This window comes from Caballeronia temeraria (genome assembly GCF_001544795.2).
Classification (GTDB): domain Bacteria; phylum Pseudomonadota; class Gammaproteobacteria; order Burkholderiales; family Burkholderiaceae; genus Caballeronia; species Caballeronia temeraria.
Window position 1 is genome coordinate 54,551 of the sequence record NZ_FCOI02000017.1, and the last position, 13,477, is coordinate 68,027.

13 protein-coding genes and 1 pseudogene are annotated in these 13,477 nt (G+C 65.0%); 4 read left to right on the forward strand and 10 right to left on the reverse strand.

Annotated features, from left to right (window positions below):
* Window positions 1-42 precede the first annotated feature (42 nt).
* Window positions 43-951 carry a LysR substrate-binding domain-containing protein gene (locus AWB76_RS23185; RefSeq protein WP_061162483.1) on the reverse strand — a complete coding sequence of 303 codons (909 nt, stop codon included), beginning with the start codon at window positions 949-951 and terminating at the stop codon, window positions 43-45.
* Window positions 952-1,053: 102 nt separating this feature from the next.
* On the opposite strand from AWB76_RS23185, the gene AWB76_RS23190 reads away from it, so the two are divergent.
* The 4 genes from AWB76_RS23190 to AWB76_RS23205 are packed head-to-tail and all read left to right on the forward strand — an operon-like array spanning window position 1,054 to window position 4,780.
* On the forward strand, window positions 1,054-2,178 hold the full coding sequence (locus tag AWB76_RS23190) for an NAD(P)/FAD-dependent oxidoreductase (RefSeq protein WP_061162484.1): 1,125 nt from the start codon (window positions 1,054-1,056) through the stop codon (window positions 2,176-2,178).
* A gap of 2 nt (window positions 2,179-2,180) precedes the next feature.
* A complete protein-coding gene (locus AWB76_RS23195; protein WP_061162485.1) occupies window positions 2,181-2,483 on the forward strand; it encodes a (2Fe-2S)-binding protein in 303 nt (100 codons plus the stop codon).
* Complete coding sequence (locus tag AWB76_RS23200; RefSeq protein WP_061162486.1) at window positions 2,480-3,940, forward strand: NAD(P)/FAD-dependent oxidoreductase; 1,461 nt, start codon at window positions 2,480-2,482, stop codon at window positions 3,938-3,940. Before AWB76_RS23195 ends, AWB76_RS23200 begins: the two co-directional genes overlap by 4 nt.
* Before the next feature lie 45 nt (window positions 3,941-3,985).
* Complete coding sequence (locus AWB76_RS23205; RefSeq protein WP_061162487.1) at window positions 3,986-4,780, forward strand: ABC transporter substrate-binding protein; 795 nt, start codon at window positions 3,986-3,988, stop codon at window positions 4,778-4,780.
* A gap of 55 nt (window positions 4,781-4,835) precedes the next feature.
* On the opposite strand, the pseudogene AWB76_RS42230 reads toward AWB76_RS23205, so the two are convergent.
* The 9 genes and pseudogenes from AWB76_RS42230 to AWB76_RS23240 form a co-directional block, all read right to left on the reverse strand.
* Window positions 4,836-5,138, reverse strand: a pseudogene (locus tag AWB76_RS42230) (IclR family transcriptional regulator); the annotation flags it as partial.
* A gap of 201 nt (window positions 5,139-5,339) precedes the next feature.
* Window positions 5,340-6,542 carry a permease gene (locus AWB76_RS23210; protein WP_061162561.1) on the reverse strand — a complete coding sequence of 401 codons (1,203 nt, stop codon included), beginning with the start codon at window positions 6,540-6,542 and terminating at the stop codon, window positions 5,340-5,342.
* A 381-nt stretch (window positions 6,543-6,923) separates the two neighbouring features.
* The gene (locus AWB76_RS43070; protein WP_374729945.1) at window positions 6,924-7,010 is read right to left on the reverse strand and encodes a hypothetical protein; all 87 of its coding nucleotides are present in this window, start codon (window positions 7,008-7,010) and stop codon (window positions 6,924-6,926) included.
* Window positions 7,007-8,419: an MFS transporter gene (locus AWB76_RS41065; RefSeq protein WP_157696183.1), complete on the reverse strand. Its 1,413-nt coding sequence runs from the start codon at window positions 8,417-8,419 to the stop codon at window positions 7,007-7,009. Before AWB76_RS41065 ends, AWB76_RS43070 begins: the two co-directional genes overlap by 4 nt.
* 22 nt (window positions 8,420-8,441) lie before the next feature.
* On the reverse strand, window positions 8,442-9,593 hold the full coding sequence (locus tag AWB76_RS23220) for an FAD-dependent monooxygenase (protein WP_061162488.1): 1,152 nt from the start codon (window positions 9,591-9,593) through the stop codon (window positions 8,442-8,444).
* 13 nt (window positions 9,594-9,606) lie between these two features.
* Window positions 9,607-10,386, reverse strand: a complete 780-nt coding sequence (locus tag AWB76_RS23225) for a maleate cis-trans isomerase family protein (RefSeq protein ID WP_061162489.1) — start codon at window positions 10,384-10,386, stop codon at window positions 9,607-9,609.
* Window positions 10,383-10,859, reverse strand: coding sequence for an acyl-CoA thioesterase (locus AWB76_RS23230; protein ID WP_061162490.1), 477 nt, complete (start codon window positions 10,857-10,859; stop codon window positions 10,383-10,385). Before AWB76_RS23230 ends, AWB76_RS23225 begins: the two co-directional genes overlap by 4 nt.
* Window positions 10,856-12,556 (reverse strand): AMP-binding protein, encoded by a 1,701-nt coding sequence (locus AWB76_RS23235; RefSeq protein WP_061162562.1) that lies wholly within the window; start codon window positions 12,554-12,556, stop codon window positions 10,856-10,858. The genes AWB76_RS23230 and AWB76_RS23235 overlap by 4 nt, the downstream gene beginning before the upstream one ends.
* A gap of 32 nt (window positions 12,557-12,588) precedes the next feature.
* Entirely contained in the window at window positions 12,589-13,461 is an 873-nt protein-coding gene (locus AWB76_RS23240) for a VOC family protein (RefSeq protein ID WP_082864509.1), read from the reverse strand.
* Window positions 13,462-13,477: the final 16 nt, after the last annotated feature.

Consider the following 13,477-nt stretch of genomic DNA (forward strand, 5'->3'; position numbering starts at 1 on the left):
GCCTCCGGATCCAGCCTGGACCGAGGCGACTTCCGCACGCACTCAGACCTCACCGACGATCCGTCCGAAGGCCTCCCGCACGGCGCCGCAAAACGCATCGGCCACAACCGGAATGGGCCGGGATGCATTCGTCACGATATAAAAATGATCGTGCACGGCAGGCGCGAAACGCTTCACCGCCACACGTTGCCGTGCGTAGGCCGCCGTCACGGGGTCGATCAGCGCGACTCCCGCACGATTTGCGACCAGCGCCACGATCGCTTGCGATAACTGTGCTTCGATCACGAGATTGCGTGTAACGCCCGCTTCCACGAAGACGCGGTCGATCGCAGCGCGGGCGTCGAAGCTCTGCGGGAACGAAACGAAGGGCTCGCCGCGCAGGTCGTCCGGACTCAACGACGCACGGCGCGCCAGGCGATGCCCGCGCGGCACGATACATCGCATCACCGCGTTTGGAAGCCGCTCGCTCTTCACGGCTGGATGCGGGATAGCCTCGGCGGTCAGGCCCACGTCGCACTGACCGGACGCCACCTTATCGACCACCGTCGTCGCACTGTGCGCGAGCAGACTCACGTCGATGCCCGGATGCTGCTCGACGAAACGCGCGATCACCGCCGGCAGCAGGTCGAGCGCGACGGCGGGCGACCCTGCCACGCGCAGCGAACCGCGTCGCATCGCGCGAATCTGGTGGGCCGCCTGCGTGATACGGTCCAGCCCGACGAATGCACGCTCTACTTCCTCGAACAGCACACGCGCTTCCGCGGTGGGCGCAAGCCTCCCCTGCTGCCGTTCGAACAGCACGAAGCCGACGCGGCTTTCGAGATCTGCGATAAGACGGCTCACCGCAGGCTGCGAGATATGCAGCGACTCGGCGGCGCGCGTGACGGTGTGTCGAAGCATGACCGCGCGGAACGCTTCGATCTGCCGGATTTTGAGCTCGGACATATCCATAACATTGGATTATAGACGATCGATCATTCGGCATTTGACGGGCTTTTTTTCTCCGCCCAAAGTTGCGTCTCGACACATTAACGCAGGCAGAAATCGCAATTCATGCACGTCGATCTCGCCCATAACACATGCCGGCACTTCGATATCGTGGTCGCGGGCGGCGGACTCGTCGGCATGGCCATCGCCTACGGGCTCGCTCGCGCGGGCCAGCGCGTAGCCGTGTGCGACGGAGCCGACTCCGCGCATCGCGCGGCGCGCGGCAATTTCGGCCTCGTCTGGGTGCAGGGCAAAGGCGGACGTTGCCTCCCCTATGCGCAGTGGTCGCGCGAGTCGTCGGAGCGCTGGAGCGCTTTCGCCGCGCAGTTGAAGCGCGAAACGGGCATCGACGCCGGATTCGAACGGCCCGGCGGCATCGAGTTGTGCGAGACGGCCGAGCAGCTCGAAGCCGGCCGCCAGCTGCTCGAATCGATCCATGCGCAGGACGCATCGCTCGATTACGAAGTGCTCGACATCGACGCACTGAAGGCGCGTGTGCCCTCGGCATCGGATAAACTTGCGGGCGCGCTCTATTCGCCGCACGATGGTCACGCAAGCCCGCTCTACACGCTGCGCGCCATGCAGCAGGCCTTTGCCTCGCACGGCGGCACGTATCTTCCGCACAACGAAGTGCGCGAGATTCGCCCTCGCGCGGGCCGCTTCGAAATCGACACGACGCACGGCCCGCTCGAAGCCGGACGCGTCGTGCTCGCCGCCGGTCTCGACAACAAGCGTCTTGCGCCGATGGTCGGCATGAACGCGCCAATCACGCCTCTGCGCGGTCAGATCATGGTGACCGAACGACTCGCGCCATTTCTCGACTATCCGACGCTGGTCGTGCGGCAGACGCGCGAAGGCTCCGTGCTCCTCGGCGACTCGGCCGAGCAAGTCGGCTTCGACGACGGCCAGACGCGCGCCGTCATGGCCGATATCGCGCGGCGCGCACGCACCGCGTTTCCGGCACTCGCGCATGCGCGCATCGTGCGGGCATGGGGTGCGTTGCGCATCATGACGCCGGACGGACTACCGGTCTACGAGGAATCGGCGGCGCATCCCGGCGCGTTTCTCGCCATTTGTCATAGCGGGGTGACGCTCGCTGCCGCACATGCGGACATCATCGCGCCGTGGATCGCGGGCGGCGCACGGCCCGCGATTCTTCATCCTTTCGTCGCCACGCGCCTCTCGAATTAGACATGCCCACGCACTTCGAATCCCTCGCCACCCTGTCGACGCCGCTGGTACGCATCGAGATCGACGGCGCGCATCGGCACGTACCGCCGCATTACACGGTCGCGGCGGCGCTGCTCGAAAGCGGCACGCTCGCGTGCCGGAGCACGCCGGTCAGCGGCGCGCCGCGCGGACCGTTCTGCATGATGGGCGTGTGCTTCGACTGTCTGGTCGAAATCGACGGCGTGCTCAACGTACAGGCGTGCATGACGCGCGTGTGCGAAGGCATGCGCGTGCGTCCGATGTCCGGCAAGGCGAAACTCGCATGACACGGCATCCGGCACAGTCGAAGTGCGATCTGCTGATCATCGGCGCCGGTCCGGCGGGCATGTCGGCGGCGATCGTGGCGCGCCGCGCGGGCCTCGAGGTGATCGTCGCGGACGAAGGCGAAGCGCCCGGCGGACAGATCTATCGCAACGCGTCGCGGTCTCCGCTCGCGGATGCATCCGTGCTCGGCGACGACTATCTCGCGGGACGCGCGCTGATCGACGCTTTCGACGCCAGTGGCGCGACACATCTCGCGAACTGCGTGGGATGGCAGATCGAGTCCGAAAGCCGACGCGCCGTCGCGATGCTGACGCGCCGCGCGCACGCCGGTGAAGCCAGCGGCACGCTCGACGTATCGGCGCGCGCGGTCCTCGTCGCGACCGGCGCGCAGGAGCGTCCGTGGCCCGCGCGCGGCTGGACGTTGCCGGGCGTGATGGGCATCGGCGCGGCGCAGACGCTGCTGAAGTCGTCCGGATTGGCGCCCTCGCAAGACGCCGTGCTCGCCGGCTGCGGACCGCTCCTGTGGCTGTTCGCATCGCAATTGCTGAATGCGGGACGCCGAGTGCGGGCCATCGTCGACACGACGCCGCGCGATGCCTGGCGCGCCGCGCTGCCTCATGCCCTCCCCGCACTCGCCGGCGCCGACTATCTGCTCAAGGGTCTGCGCATGATGCGCGCGGTCAAGCGCGCGGGCATCCCGGTGCATCGCCGCGCTGGCGCGTTTTCGATCGAAGGCGAAGGATGCGCCGAACGCGTGCGCTTCGTCGATGAACACGGGGCGTCCCGATCGATCGACACCTCGCTCGTACTACTGCATCAGGGCGTGATTCCGTCGACGCAACTGTCCCGCTCGCTCGGTTGCGAGCACGAATGGGATGCGTCGTCAGCGTGCTGGCGGCCTCGCACCGATGCGCGCGGACGCAGCAGCGTCGAGAACGTGTGGATTGCCGGCGATGGCGCGGGTATCGGCGGGGCGAGGGCCGCCGCGTACGCGGGCACGCTTGCGGCGCTCGATATCGCGCGCGAACTCGGCGCGCTCGATGCGCCAGCGCGCGATGCACGCAGCCGTCCTGCGCGGCTTGCGATGAAACGCCATCTCGCCGTGCGTCCGCTGCTCGATGCGCTCTACACGCCGCCCGCCGCGCTGCGCCGTCCCGCCGACGACGTGATCGTGTGCCGGTGTGAGGAAATCACCGCGGGTGAGATCCGCGCGATCGCCGCGCTGGGCTGCCAGGGACCCAACCAGATGAAAGCATTCTCACGCTGCGGCATGGGCCCGTGTCAGGGCCGATGGTGCGGCACGACGGTCGGCGAACTGATCGCGCAGGTGCAGGAGCGCGCCGTCGCCGATGTCGGTTACTACCGCATCCGCGCGCCGATCAAGCCGGTCACGGTCGATGAAATCGCCGACTCCATCGCGCTCGACGACGGCTTCACACGCGGCGAATTTCCCAGTTGAATCCATCCACACAGACGAAACGACACCCCACACACGGAGCCCCGAATGAAAACCATACGCGCAAAGACGATGTTGACCGCCGCCGCGCTCGCCCTAATGGCCGCCAGCACGATGGCATCGGCCAAGGAATGGAGCACGATCCGCGTCGGCGTCGACCCGACCTATCCGCCGTTCGAATCGGTCGCGAAGGACGGTCAGGTCGTGGGCTTCGACGTCGATCTCGGCAATGCGCTGTGCGCGAAACTCAAAGCAAAGTGCGTCTGGGTGCAAAGCAGCTTCGACGGCCTGATTCCCGGCCTGCAGGCGCGCAAGTTCGACGTGATCCTGTCATCGATGGCCGCGAACGCGAAGCGCCGCGAGCAGATCGATTTCACGGACCGGCTGTACCGCAACCAGACGCGCCTGATCGCCAAGGAGAGCGCGCATCTGCTGCCCGACGCGTCGAAGCTCGCCGGCAAGCGGGTGGCCGTCGAACAAGGCACGGTGCAGGAAACGTATGCGCGGGAAAAGTGGGCATCGTCCGGCGTCGAAGTGGTCGCGTATCCGAGCTACGACCAGGCGTATGCCGATCTGACCGCGGGCCGCGTCGATGCGGTGCTGATGGATGCCGTGCAGGGCAAGCTGGGTTTTCTGGCGACGCCCGCGGGCAAAGGTTTCGCATTCGCGGGCGATGTCGTCTATGACGCGAAGATCATGGGCGACGGCGACGCCGCCGGCGTGCGCAAGTCGGATCCGGAACTGCGTGAGGCGTTGAATGGCGCCCTCGCCGAAATGCTGCGCGACGGGACCTATCGCAAGATCGAAGCACGGTACTTCGATTTCGACATGTACGGGAAGTAACGCCGGTTGCTCGGCGCGCGCGGGGTCGCTCGTGCGGGCGACCTCCTTAAGCTGCTCATTCCGGCGGCCCCAACAGCGGCCTGGTCGCCATCGCGCGCGTCAAGCCATGACCCGGAGGGCGCACGGCGACATCGAACGCATTGATTTGCGGGCCGCGGGCCTGCGCCTAGCACTTCGGGAATTCGACCACCGTCGGCAGGCGGTCTTCGCCCCAGGCGCGTCGCCAGCGTGTCTACGCTCAAAGCGCTGAGCGCACCGCCACGCCCGCCATGCCATCGATCAGCGCGCTGTTGCGGCCTGCGCAACCCTGCGCGCGCACGCGCTCGATCTCCGTGCGCAAACACACCTCGTCGAGCACGCGAGAGTTGTGCAGCCCGAACGGCGGCCCGCTTCCCGTTCGGCGGGCGCCGCGTTGGGCAAAAGCTGATCGGGGCCGCATTGCACATGCCACCGAGGCGGGCCTGTTTCCGGAGGGACATGATCGTGGCAGCACGAAAAGCTGAGCCGCGTAGCGCATTGGCCGTGCCAGGCGCTTGCTTCGGCATCCGGCCGAAACGACTCAATGAACGTGATGATTCGAAGCCGGCCGGCGCGCCTTCGCATCAGGTTCGTGATTGCGACGGTCACGCTTCTCGCCTTCCATCATTCGCATCATCGCAGGGCCGCCCGTTCTAAAGAAGACGATCGTGAGTATGGCGAAGACAGCACCGAAGATGATGTTGAGTATCGTCGTGTAGTTGAATGAAATCGTTGCGTCAACCATAGCCGTGCGATGTTCACGCGGAACCCAGCCCGCTAGCTGAAACACCGCCTCGACGATTAGCGCAGCTGCGACCATCGCGACGTAAAAAGTCGCGGCCATGAACGCGGTCATCTTGCCGCCGTAGTACTTCCTGTAGATATTCAGGATGGGAAGGATGATGAGGTCGCCGAATATGAACGAGGCAACGCCTCCGAAGCTGATACCTCCCTTCCACAGTACGGCCGCCAATGGCACGTTTCCTACGGAGCAGGTGAATGAGGCGACCGCAATGAGCGGGCCAATGAAAGCGCCCCAGATCATGGCGACGGTTGGATGATTCACCATGAAGAAGTTTTGCCAAAAGCCGGCCGGCACCCACGCGGCCATGGCACCGGCAACCAGTAGCCCGACACCGATATCCCGCCACAGCATGGTCCAGTTCATTACGTAGCTATGGCTGATGGTCTTCCAGCCGTCCCTCGATGCGAGTCGCTCTCTCCACGTACCGCTTTGTTCATCCATCGACATGGCGGCATGCCCCTCCATACTGCCTGCGATGCCTTGGTTCGCCTGGTCAATGGCCTGTTTTTTCAACGAGTCTCGCAAGAGCAATCGAAACAGCAAAACGAGCACGCAGATCATGATAGCGCCCCCAAGGAACTCGGCGGCGGCGAATTGCCAGGCAATCAATACCCACATCAACACGCCCAACTCAAGTACCAAGTTGGTGGCGGCGAATTGAAATACCATCGCTGCCGTGAAGTCGGCCCCTTTACGAACCATGGAGCGCGCCATGGCGACCGCCGCGTAAGAGCAGGACGATGACGCCGCACCGAAGAGACTCGCTCGCGTCAGCGAACGGAAGGACGCGTCGGGTAACAGCCTCGACATCTCAGCTTTCGAGACCGTCACCTCGATTACGGCAGAAAACAGGAAGCCCAGGCTAAGTCCCCAGAATATTTGCCATAACATGGTGAACGACATCCACAGGGCGTGACCCAGTGCGCTGAAAATATTCATCACGAACTCCACTTCTGACAAGGCGCACCGGCCACACTCGCTCGACGTTCGAGCAGAGCGGTGTCCGTGGCCCCCGCTCGTCCTGCATCCGGCATGTCCGACGACGAGCCGCGGCGATTCGTGAACCCCTGCGCCTCTGAGTAACACCGAAGCAGTGCAGCACCCGTCGTGCCCACCCTTGCTCGATGGGAACTCACACACGTCTTTCCGAAAGGTGTTCGCGCAAACTCGCCGTCGATCGGCCGCATCCGTGTCGTGAACACCGACCAGCAGGTAACGATCGCGATACTGCCGGGGCGTCGGAAGATCGGTCGCGCCGGCAGCGCTTATTCAGGCACGATCCTGCCATCCTCGTCCCCCGCCCAGTAGTGAACCCGCTGCTCACCCACCTTTGATGAGCACGATGCGCGGCGTCTCGAAGCCTTCCGCGAACCACTTCTCGATGTCCTCGTTCCAGTGATCCTTCATCGCTGGCTTCTCGCGAATAAGCTCCGCGCGACCCTCGACGGCCACGAAAAGCGGCGGCGCACCGCCTCGGACGAAACAGTCGCTGCCGGCGCTCGACAGGCGCCGGCGAGGAAGATACCCGCGCCGGATAGTGCCGCGGGGACTGCGAGGATGAGATAGAGCGCTGCATTGGGCCAGCCCGCGGACAGCATCAACGCACCGCCGAACGATCCGGCGATCGCACCGATCCGCCCGACGCCGAGCGCCCATGCCACGCCCGTCGCCCGGCTCGATGTCGGATAGAAACCCGACGCGATGACATTCGCGCAAACCTGCGAACCGCTCACGCAAAAACCGGTCACGAAGATGCCCGCAGCAAGCCACCACGCCGAATCCGCGAGCGCGAGCGATGCGACGGCCGCTCCGCCGATGAGATAAGCCGCGCTAACGACCTTGAAGGCATCGAACCGGTCGATCATCACGCCCAGCACGACTGCACCGAGCACGCCGCCGCCCTGCAGCAAGCCCGCGAACACCGACGCCTGTTTGAGGGACAAGCCCGAGCGCGCGCCGAGAATCGGGAGCCAGTTGATCAGCATGTACAGCAGCATCAGGCTCATGAAGAACGCGAGCCACAGCAGCAGCGTGCCACGCCGGTATTCGGAATCGAACAGGCGCCTGACCGGGGACACGCCGGCCCGCTCGTCGGAAGCGAAGTAGCGTTGCCCGGCGGCCGCGCTATCCGGCGCAACGCGGGTCAGGATCGCCGCGATGCGCGCGTCGTTTCCCTTACCGAGCGCGAGAAAGCGAACCGATTCGGGCAGCGCGAACCACAAGACCGGCACCAGCATCAGCGGGAGCAATCCGCCGATGACCAACACGCCGCGCCAGCCGAACTCCGCGACGAAATAGGCCGTGGCCACGCCGCCGAGCGCGGAGCCCAGCGAGAAGCCGCAGAACATCAAGGTCAGCAAGGTGCCGCGCCGCCGCGCCGGACTGAATTCCGAGGTGAGCGTGATTGCATTCGGCATCGCGCCGCCCAGTCCGAAGCCGGTCAGGAAGCGCAGCGCGACGAGCCACACGATATCCGGCGCCGCTGCCGATGCAAGGCACGCCGCGCCGAACCACGTGACCGACAGGATCAGCACGCCACGCCGCCCGATGCGGTCCGCCAGCGGTCCGCTCAGGAACGCGCCCATCATCAGACCGAGCAGGCCGGCGCTGAACAGCGGTCCGAGCGCGATCATCGACAGGCTCCAGTCACTCCGTACATGCGGCGCGATAAAGCCGATGATGGCGATGTCGAATCCATCCAGCGCCACGATCAGAAAGCACAGCAGCCCGATCATGATCTGGAAGCGCGACACGCGCGCTCCGTCGATGATGTCGCGCACATTCACAGGCTCGCGCCGTGATTCGCTGGTGTCCATGAAGGCTCCTTGAACGTGATGCTCAGATATGCGCGATTTGCGATTTGGTAGCGGCGACGGCTTCCACCTGTTCGATGAACGCCGGATCGCGCTCGCGCAAGTCGTCGTGACTGACGCGCCCGGTGCGCCGCATGTAGTCGTACGCGAAGCTGACGGGATCGAGATTCATGCGCGTATCGACGGATTCGTACCAGTCGAGACTCTTGCGCGCCGCGTCCTGAAAGCGATTCGATGCTTCCTTGCGGCTTGCCTCGAACGCGGCAAAGGCGGCGGGAACGTCAGCGCGATGAATCGACAGCGCCTCGCACAGCGCGATGGCGTCCTGCATCGCCATGCGCGTGCCCGAGCCGAGCGAGAAATGCACGCTGCGCAGCGCGTCGCCGAGCAGGACCACGTTGTCGTGCGACCAGCGCGCATTGCTCACCACTTTCGCCTGAAACCATTGCGAACGGTTCGTCAGGAGCGGCTCGCCCTGCAGGTCTTCCGCGAAGACCTGCTCGCAGAACGCGCGGCTCTCGTTCTCGGTGGCCGTGTCCAGCCCGCAACGCTGCCATGTCTCTGGATCGACCTCGACGAGAAAGGTCGAATGCGTTTTGCTGTACTGGTAGGCATGCGCGATGAACACGCCCTGCGGCGTCTCGCGGAAGATCAGCGACACGGGATGAAACAGACGCGTCGTGCCGTACCACGCGAACTTGTTGCGACGTTCGTCGAAGCTCGGCTGGAAGTGCTCGGCAAGACGCGTGCGCACCTCGCTGTTCACGCCGTCGGCGGCGACGACGACATCGTAGTCTTCGAGCGCGGCCGGATCGTTCATGCAACTGTTGTAGCGCACGTCGACGCCCGTGTCGCGGCACGCCTGCTGCAGCACGCTCAGCAGATCGATGCGCGACGTACGCGAGAAATGGTTGTTCGACAGACGCACCGCCACGCCGCGATGCACGATTTCCATATAGTCGCAGCGCTCGTGATGCGCCGTGAACCTGCGGAAGAACGCTTCGTCCGCTTCCTTCAGAAAGCTCAGCGCGACGTCGGAGAACACGACGCCCCAACCATACGTCGCACCTGCATCGTTGCGCTCGAATACGACGATCTCGTCGCTGGGATGACGCTGTTTCATCAGCATCGAGAAATACAGTCCGGCGGGGCCGCCGCCAATCACCGCGATCTTCATGAAGTTATCCTCATCATTCCGTGAGATGACGCGCGGACTCGCCAAGCAGCGCTCCGGCATCCGGCACGACCGGCGCAAGGCCGAGATGATCGAGCATCTGCCGCACCGTGCAGACGGCCGTGGACGTAACCGGCACGCCGAGCCGGTCCTGCGCGGTCTGGATCGCGGCGAGCGAGGGCATCTGCACGCAGGCCGACAGCACGACCGCATCGGCGTCGGCGAGACGAAGCCGTCGGACATCGTCGAGCAGTTGCAGCGGATCGCGGCGACCGACTTCGAGGTTGTCAGGAATCTCGAATGACAGCGCATCCAGCACTTCGATGCCCTCTGCCTCGATATACGCGACGACGGCGGCCGTCAGCGGCTTCATGTAAGGCGCCATGAGCGCGATCTTGCGCGCGCCCATCGCCTTCAGACCGGCGACGAGCGCACCCGCCGACGTCATCACGGGCGCTTCGCAGTGGTTCTCGCGTGCGATGCGCCGCAAGTCCTGCTCGACCTGCCGGTGATAGCCCGGCCCCATCGCCATGATGGCGACGAGGCACGCGGTGCTCATTACATCGACGCGCGCATCGGCGAGCTCGGCCGCGCAGCGCAAGCCCTCGCGGTTCATCGCCTCCAGCTCTTCCTTGACGACGCGATGCATGCGCATGCGGCTCGAATGGAACGTGAAACGCTCCGGCAGGATGCTCTCGCGTGCGCGCAGCATCGCGGGAATTTCGGTCTCCATGGTCGTGTTCGAGCTCGGCACGATCTGGCCGATCCGATACGTGCGGGGTGTCGCCTGCGTCATTCGGTTTCTCCTGCGTCGGGGTGTTCGGCGCAGCGCGCCTGATACTGTTCCAGCGCGTCGCGCAACACAGCGGGCAGCTCGATCGATTCGCGCGCGCCGCGGCGGATGCATACCGGCGTGAGGCGCGCGATGAAGGCGATCTCGCCATCGGTCATGCGCGCGGTGATGACGAGCGTGAACGTGCGTGTGCGGATCGAATCGACTTCCACGGTCGCGTCGAAGGTTTCGTCGGGTTTGAGCGAGCGGCGAAAATCGAATCCGAGCGCACGTGTCGGCGTGCCGAAACCGTGATGGTTCTTGACTGCCTGCGGCGTGCCCTCAAAAAGGAAGCCGTAGAAGAGCTCGGCGAACGAGATCACGTAATCGGAAAACGATGCGGTGTAGACGACGCCCGCCGGATCGCATTCCCCCCAGCGCACGCGGCGGCGCACGACGAATGGCTGCGTGAGCGCGACGTACTCGGTGGCGATCATGCGCCCTCCTTCGCGATGCCCGGCGTAGTGGCACGCGCGGCTTGCTCTTCCGACATCCGCGCGGCCACGTCGCGGCGCAGCGCCGTCTTGTCGACCTTGCCGACGCGCGTCACCGGAAACTCATCGACTATCTCGATGCGCTCGGGACACTTGAACTTGGCCAGCCCCTGAGCGACGAGGAAATCGGCAAGCTGCCGCACGGTCGGCGCAGCATGACCCGTGCGCAGGATCAGATAGACACAGGCCTTTTCGCCGTACAGCGCATCGGGCATGGCGACGAGCTTCGCATCCGCGACCGCCGGATGATGGCTCACGTACGCCTCGACTTCCTCGCAGCCGATCTTCTCGCCGCCGCGATTGATGTTGTCGCGCAGCCGCCCTTCGAAGGCGAAGCAGCGCACGCCGTCGATCAGCCTTCGCGTCACCATGTCGCCGGTGCGCACGAAGCCATCGGTCGTCAGCGTCTGAGCGGTCGCCTCGGGCGCACGAAAGTAGCCGCGCAGGCTCGATGGTCCGCGAAAGCACAACTCGCCTGCTTCGCCCTCCGGCGCGGGATCGTCGGTGCCCGGCACGAGCACGCGGATTTCGTCCGCCGGGCAGCCCGAGAGACCTTGCGTGAAGTGCCGCAACGGGCCGGAATGCGCCGGTCCCGCGCCCATCAGCAGCCCTTCCGTCGTGCCGTACAGGTTGAAGCATGGCACGCCGAGATGCGCTTCGAGCGAATCGGCGCGGCTCATCGTGCCGAACAGTTGCAGCGACGACAGATCGTGCCGGGCAATCTCCCGATACGCGATCATCTGCGGCGCGACCGGTCCGATCGAAAGGCCGTGCGTGACACGATGCGTCTCGATCAGCTCCAGCATCCGCGCGATGTCCACGCGTGGCATCAGCACGGTCGTCACCCCGGCGGCCACCGTCGAGACGAACGCGTATAACTGACCGGCGTTGTGCAGCAGCGGCAACGACCAGATCATGCGGCTTGTCTCGGTCATGCCGATGTGACGCATCCAGGCGAGCGCGTGACCGATGTACTCCGCGTGAAAACGCGGGATGATCTTCGGCACGCCGGTCGTGCCGCCGGAAAGCTGGAAACTTAGCACGTCCTCGCTGCCGATGCGGATGTCACTCAGCACGGCGCGCGCACGTGAAAGCGGCATGGCGTCGATGAGCGCGTCGACCGTCTGATGCCCTGCACCGTTCTCTCCGCCCGCGACGACGACATGTTCGAGCGATGCGATCTGCCCGAACATCTTCCGCGCGAAGCCGACGAGATCGAATGTCGAGAAATCCGCCTGCACGAAGTAGCCGCGCGGTTGGGACTGCGCCGCGAGCTGGCCGATTTCGACTTCACGATACTGCGGCACCGCGCACACGGGCACGACGCCCGCCTTGTATGCGCCCATGAGCGCGATGGCCGTGTCGACCGTCGTGCCCATCTGGAAGATCGCGCGGTCGCCGGGACGAAGGCCGGTTTCGAGCAGCGCGGCGCCGAGCCGTTCGCTGCGCTCGTCGAATTCGGCGAACGTGATCGTCGCCTCGTCTGAGATATAGGCGGGCCGCTCGGGCACCCGTGCGGCCGTGGCGCGCAGCGCGTCGCCGAGCGTCACGTCGACCCACGCGCCCGATGCGAGATAGCCTTGCGCAAGCCCGGGCGCACAGTAGACCACGCCTTCGATCGGATGAAAGATACCGCTCATGTGTTCTGTCTCCTGCATGTCCATGTGCTGAGTCATCCGCGTGGCGCAATGCGCACGACATCGCGGTCAAAACACTCGATCCGTCCGTTCAGTCCGCCGGTGAAGAGCCCATACCAGACGGCGGGCTTCAGCCCCAGCGCACGGCGCTCGAATGAAACCGGCTCGGTTGCGCTGATTTCCGTGTATTCGCCGCGTTCCTCAACGCGGCAGATAGCCAGCTTGCGCGCCGCGTCGATCAGCGATGCGAACTCCGGCACGTTCAGCACGAAGATCTGCAGTTGCGGCGAGTCGGCCTCGAATTGTTTGACGATGCGTGCGGCCTTGCGCGCCCAGACGTCATCGATGCGGGCAAGGCCGCGCTCGCGCGCCTCCAGTTCGATGGCCGCTTCGAGCGTCGCGGCGGCGTCGTGCGCGTCGAGCGGCTCCAACGCGCGCAGCTTGCGCGTGATCTCGATGAAATAGCCGTTCGGATCGCGAAAATAGATCGACTCGATCACCTCGTGCGCCGTCTCCACCGACACCTCCACGCCGCGCGACTCCAGCCGCGACTTCCACGCTTGCAATTCCTCTTGCGTGTCGACGAGCCAGGCCGTGTGCGTGGCATCGAAAACGTGATCGTCGGGACGCGGCGGATGCGCCGCCCTTCCCTTCAGCGTTTCGGGCTCGCCGCTTCCGAGGTAATAGAAGAACGCGATCGTGCTGCCGTTGCCGCTATCGAAAAAAAAGTGAAGGAAATCCGGATGCGTGGCGGGTCCCCAGCCACGCGCGGAAATCGTATGGATCAAGGGCAGGCCGAGCACATCGCGATAAAACTCGACGGTCTCCCTGAGCTTCCAGGTCGGGCGTGCCGTGTGATCCACGCCGCGCAGGCAAAGCGCGTGATCCGCGGCGGGCATGTCGCTCATCTTCATGTCGATACTC

What these genes read in the sequence shown, in the direction of transcription:
- AWB76_RS23225 (WP_061162489.1), bottom strand. Translation starts at nt 10,386, where the DNA reads ATGACGCAGGCGACACCCCGCACGTATCGGATCGGCCAGATCGTGCCG.
- AWB76_RS23205 (WP_061162487.1), top strand. Translation starts at nt 3,986, where the DNA reads ATGAAAACCATACGCGCAAAGACGATGTTGACCGCCGCCGCGCTCGCC.
- AWB76_RS23190 (WP_061162484.1), top strand. Translation starts at nt 1,054, where the DNA reads ATGCACGTCGATCTCGCCCATAACACATGCCGGCACTTCGATATCGTG.
- AWB76_RS23195 (WP_061162485.1), top strand. Translation starts at nt 2,181, where the DNA reads ATGCCCACGCACTTCGAATCCCTCGCCACCCTGTCGACGCCGCTGGTA.
- AWB76_RS23220 (WP_061162488.1), bottom strand. Translation starts at nt 9,593, where the DNA reads ATGAAGATCGCGGTGATTGGCGGCGGCCCCGCCGGACTGTATTTCTCG.
- AWB76_RS23200 (WP_061162486.1), top strand. Translation starts at nt 2,480, where the DNA reads ATGACACGGCATCCGGCACAGTCGAAGTGCGATCTGCTGATCATCGGC.
- AWB76_RS23185 (WP_061162483.1), bottom strand. Translation starts at nt 951, where the DNA reads ATGGATATGTCCGAGCTCAAAATCCGGCAGATCGAAGCGTTCCGCGCG.
- AWB76_RS23210 (WP_061162561.1), bottom strand. Translation starts at nt 6,542, where the DNA reads ATGAATATTTTCAGCGCACTGGGTCACGCCCTGTGGATGTCGTTCACC.
- AWB76_RS23230 (WP_061162490.1), bottom strand. Translation starts at nt 10,859, where the DNA reads ATGATCGCCACCGAGTACGTCGCGCTCACGCAGCCATTCGTCGTGCGC.
- AWB76_RS43070 (WP_374729945.1), bottom strand. Translation starts at nt 7,010, where the DNA reads ATGAAGGATCACTGGAACGAGGACATCGAGAAGTGGTTCGCGGAAGGC.
- AWB76_RS23235 (WP_061162562.1), bottom strand. Translation starts at nt 12,556, where the DNA reads ATGAGCGGTATCTTTCATCCGATCGAAGGCGTGGTCTACTGTGCGCCC.
- AWB76_RS23240 (WP_082864509.1), bottom strand. Translation starts at nt 13,461, where the DNA reads ATGAGCGACATGCCCGCCGCGGATCACGCGCTTTGCCTGCGCGGCGTG.
- AWB76_RS41065 (WP_157696183.1), bottom strand. Translation starts at nt 8,419, where the DNA reads ATGGACACCAGCGAATCACGGCGCGAGCCTGTGAATGTGCGCGACATC.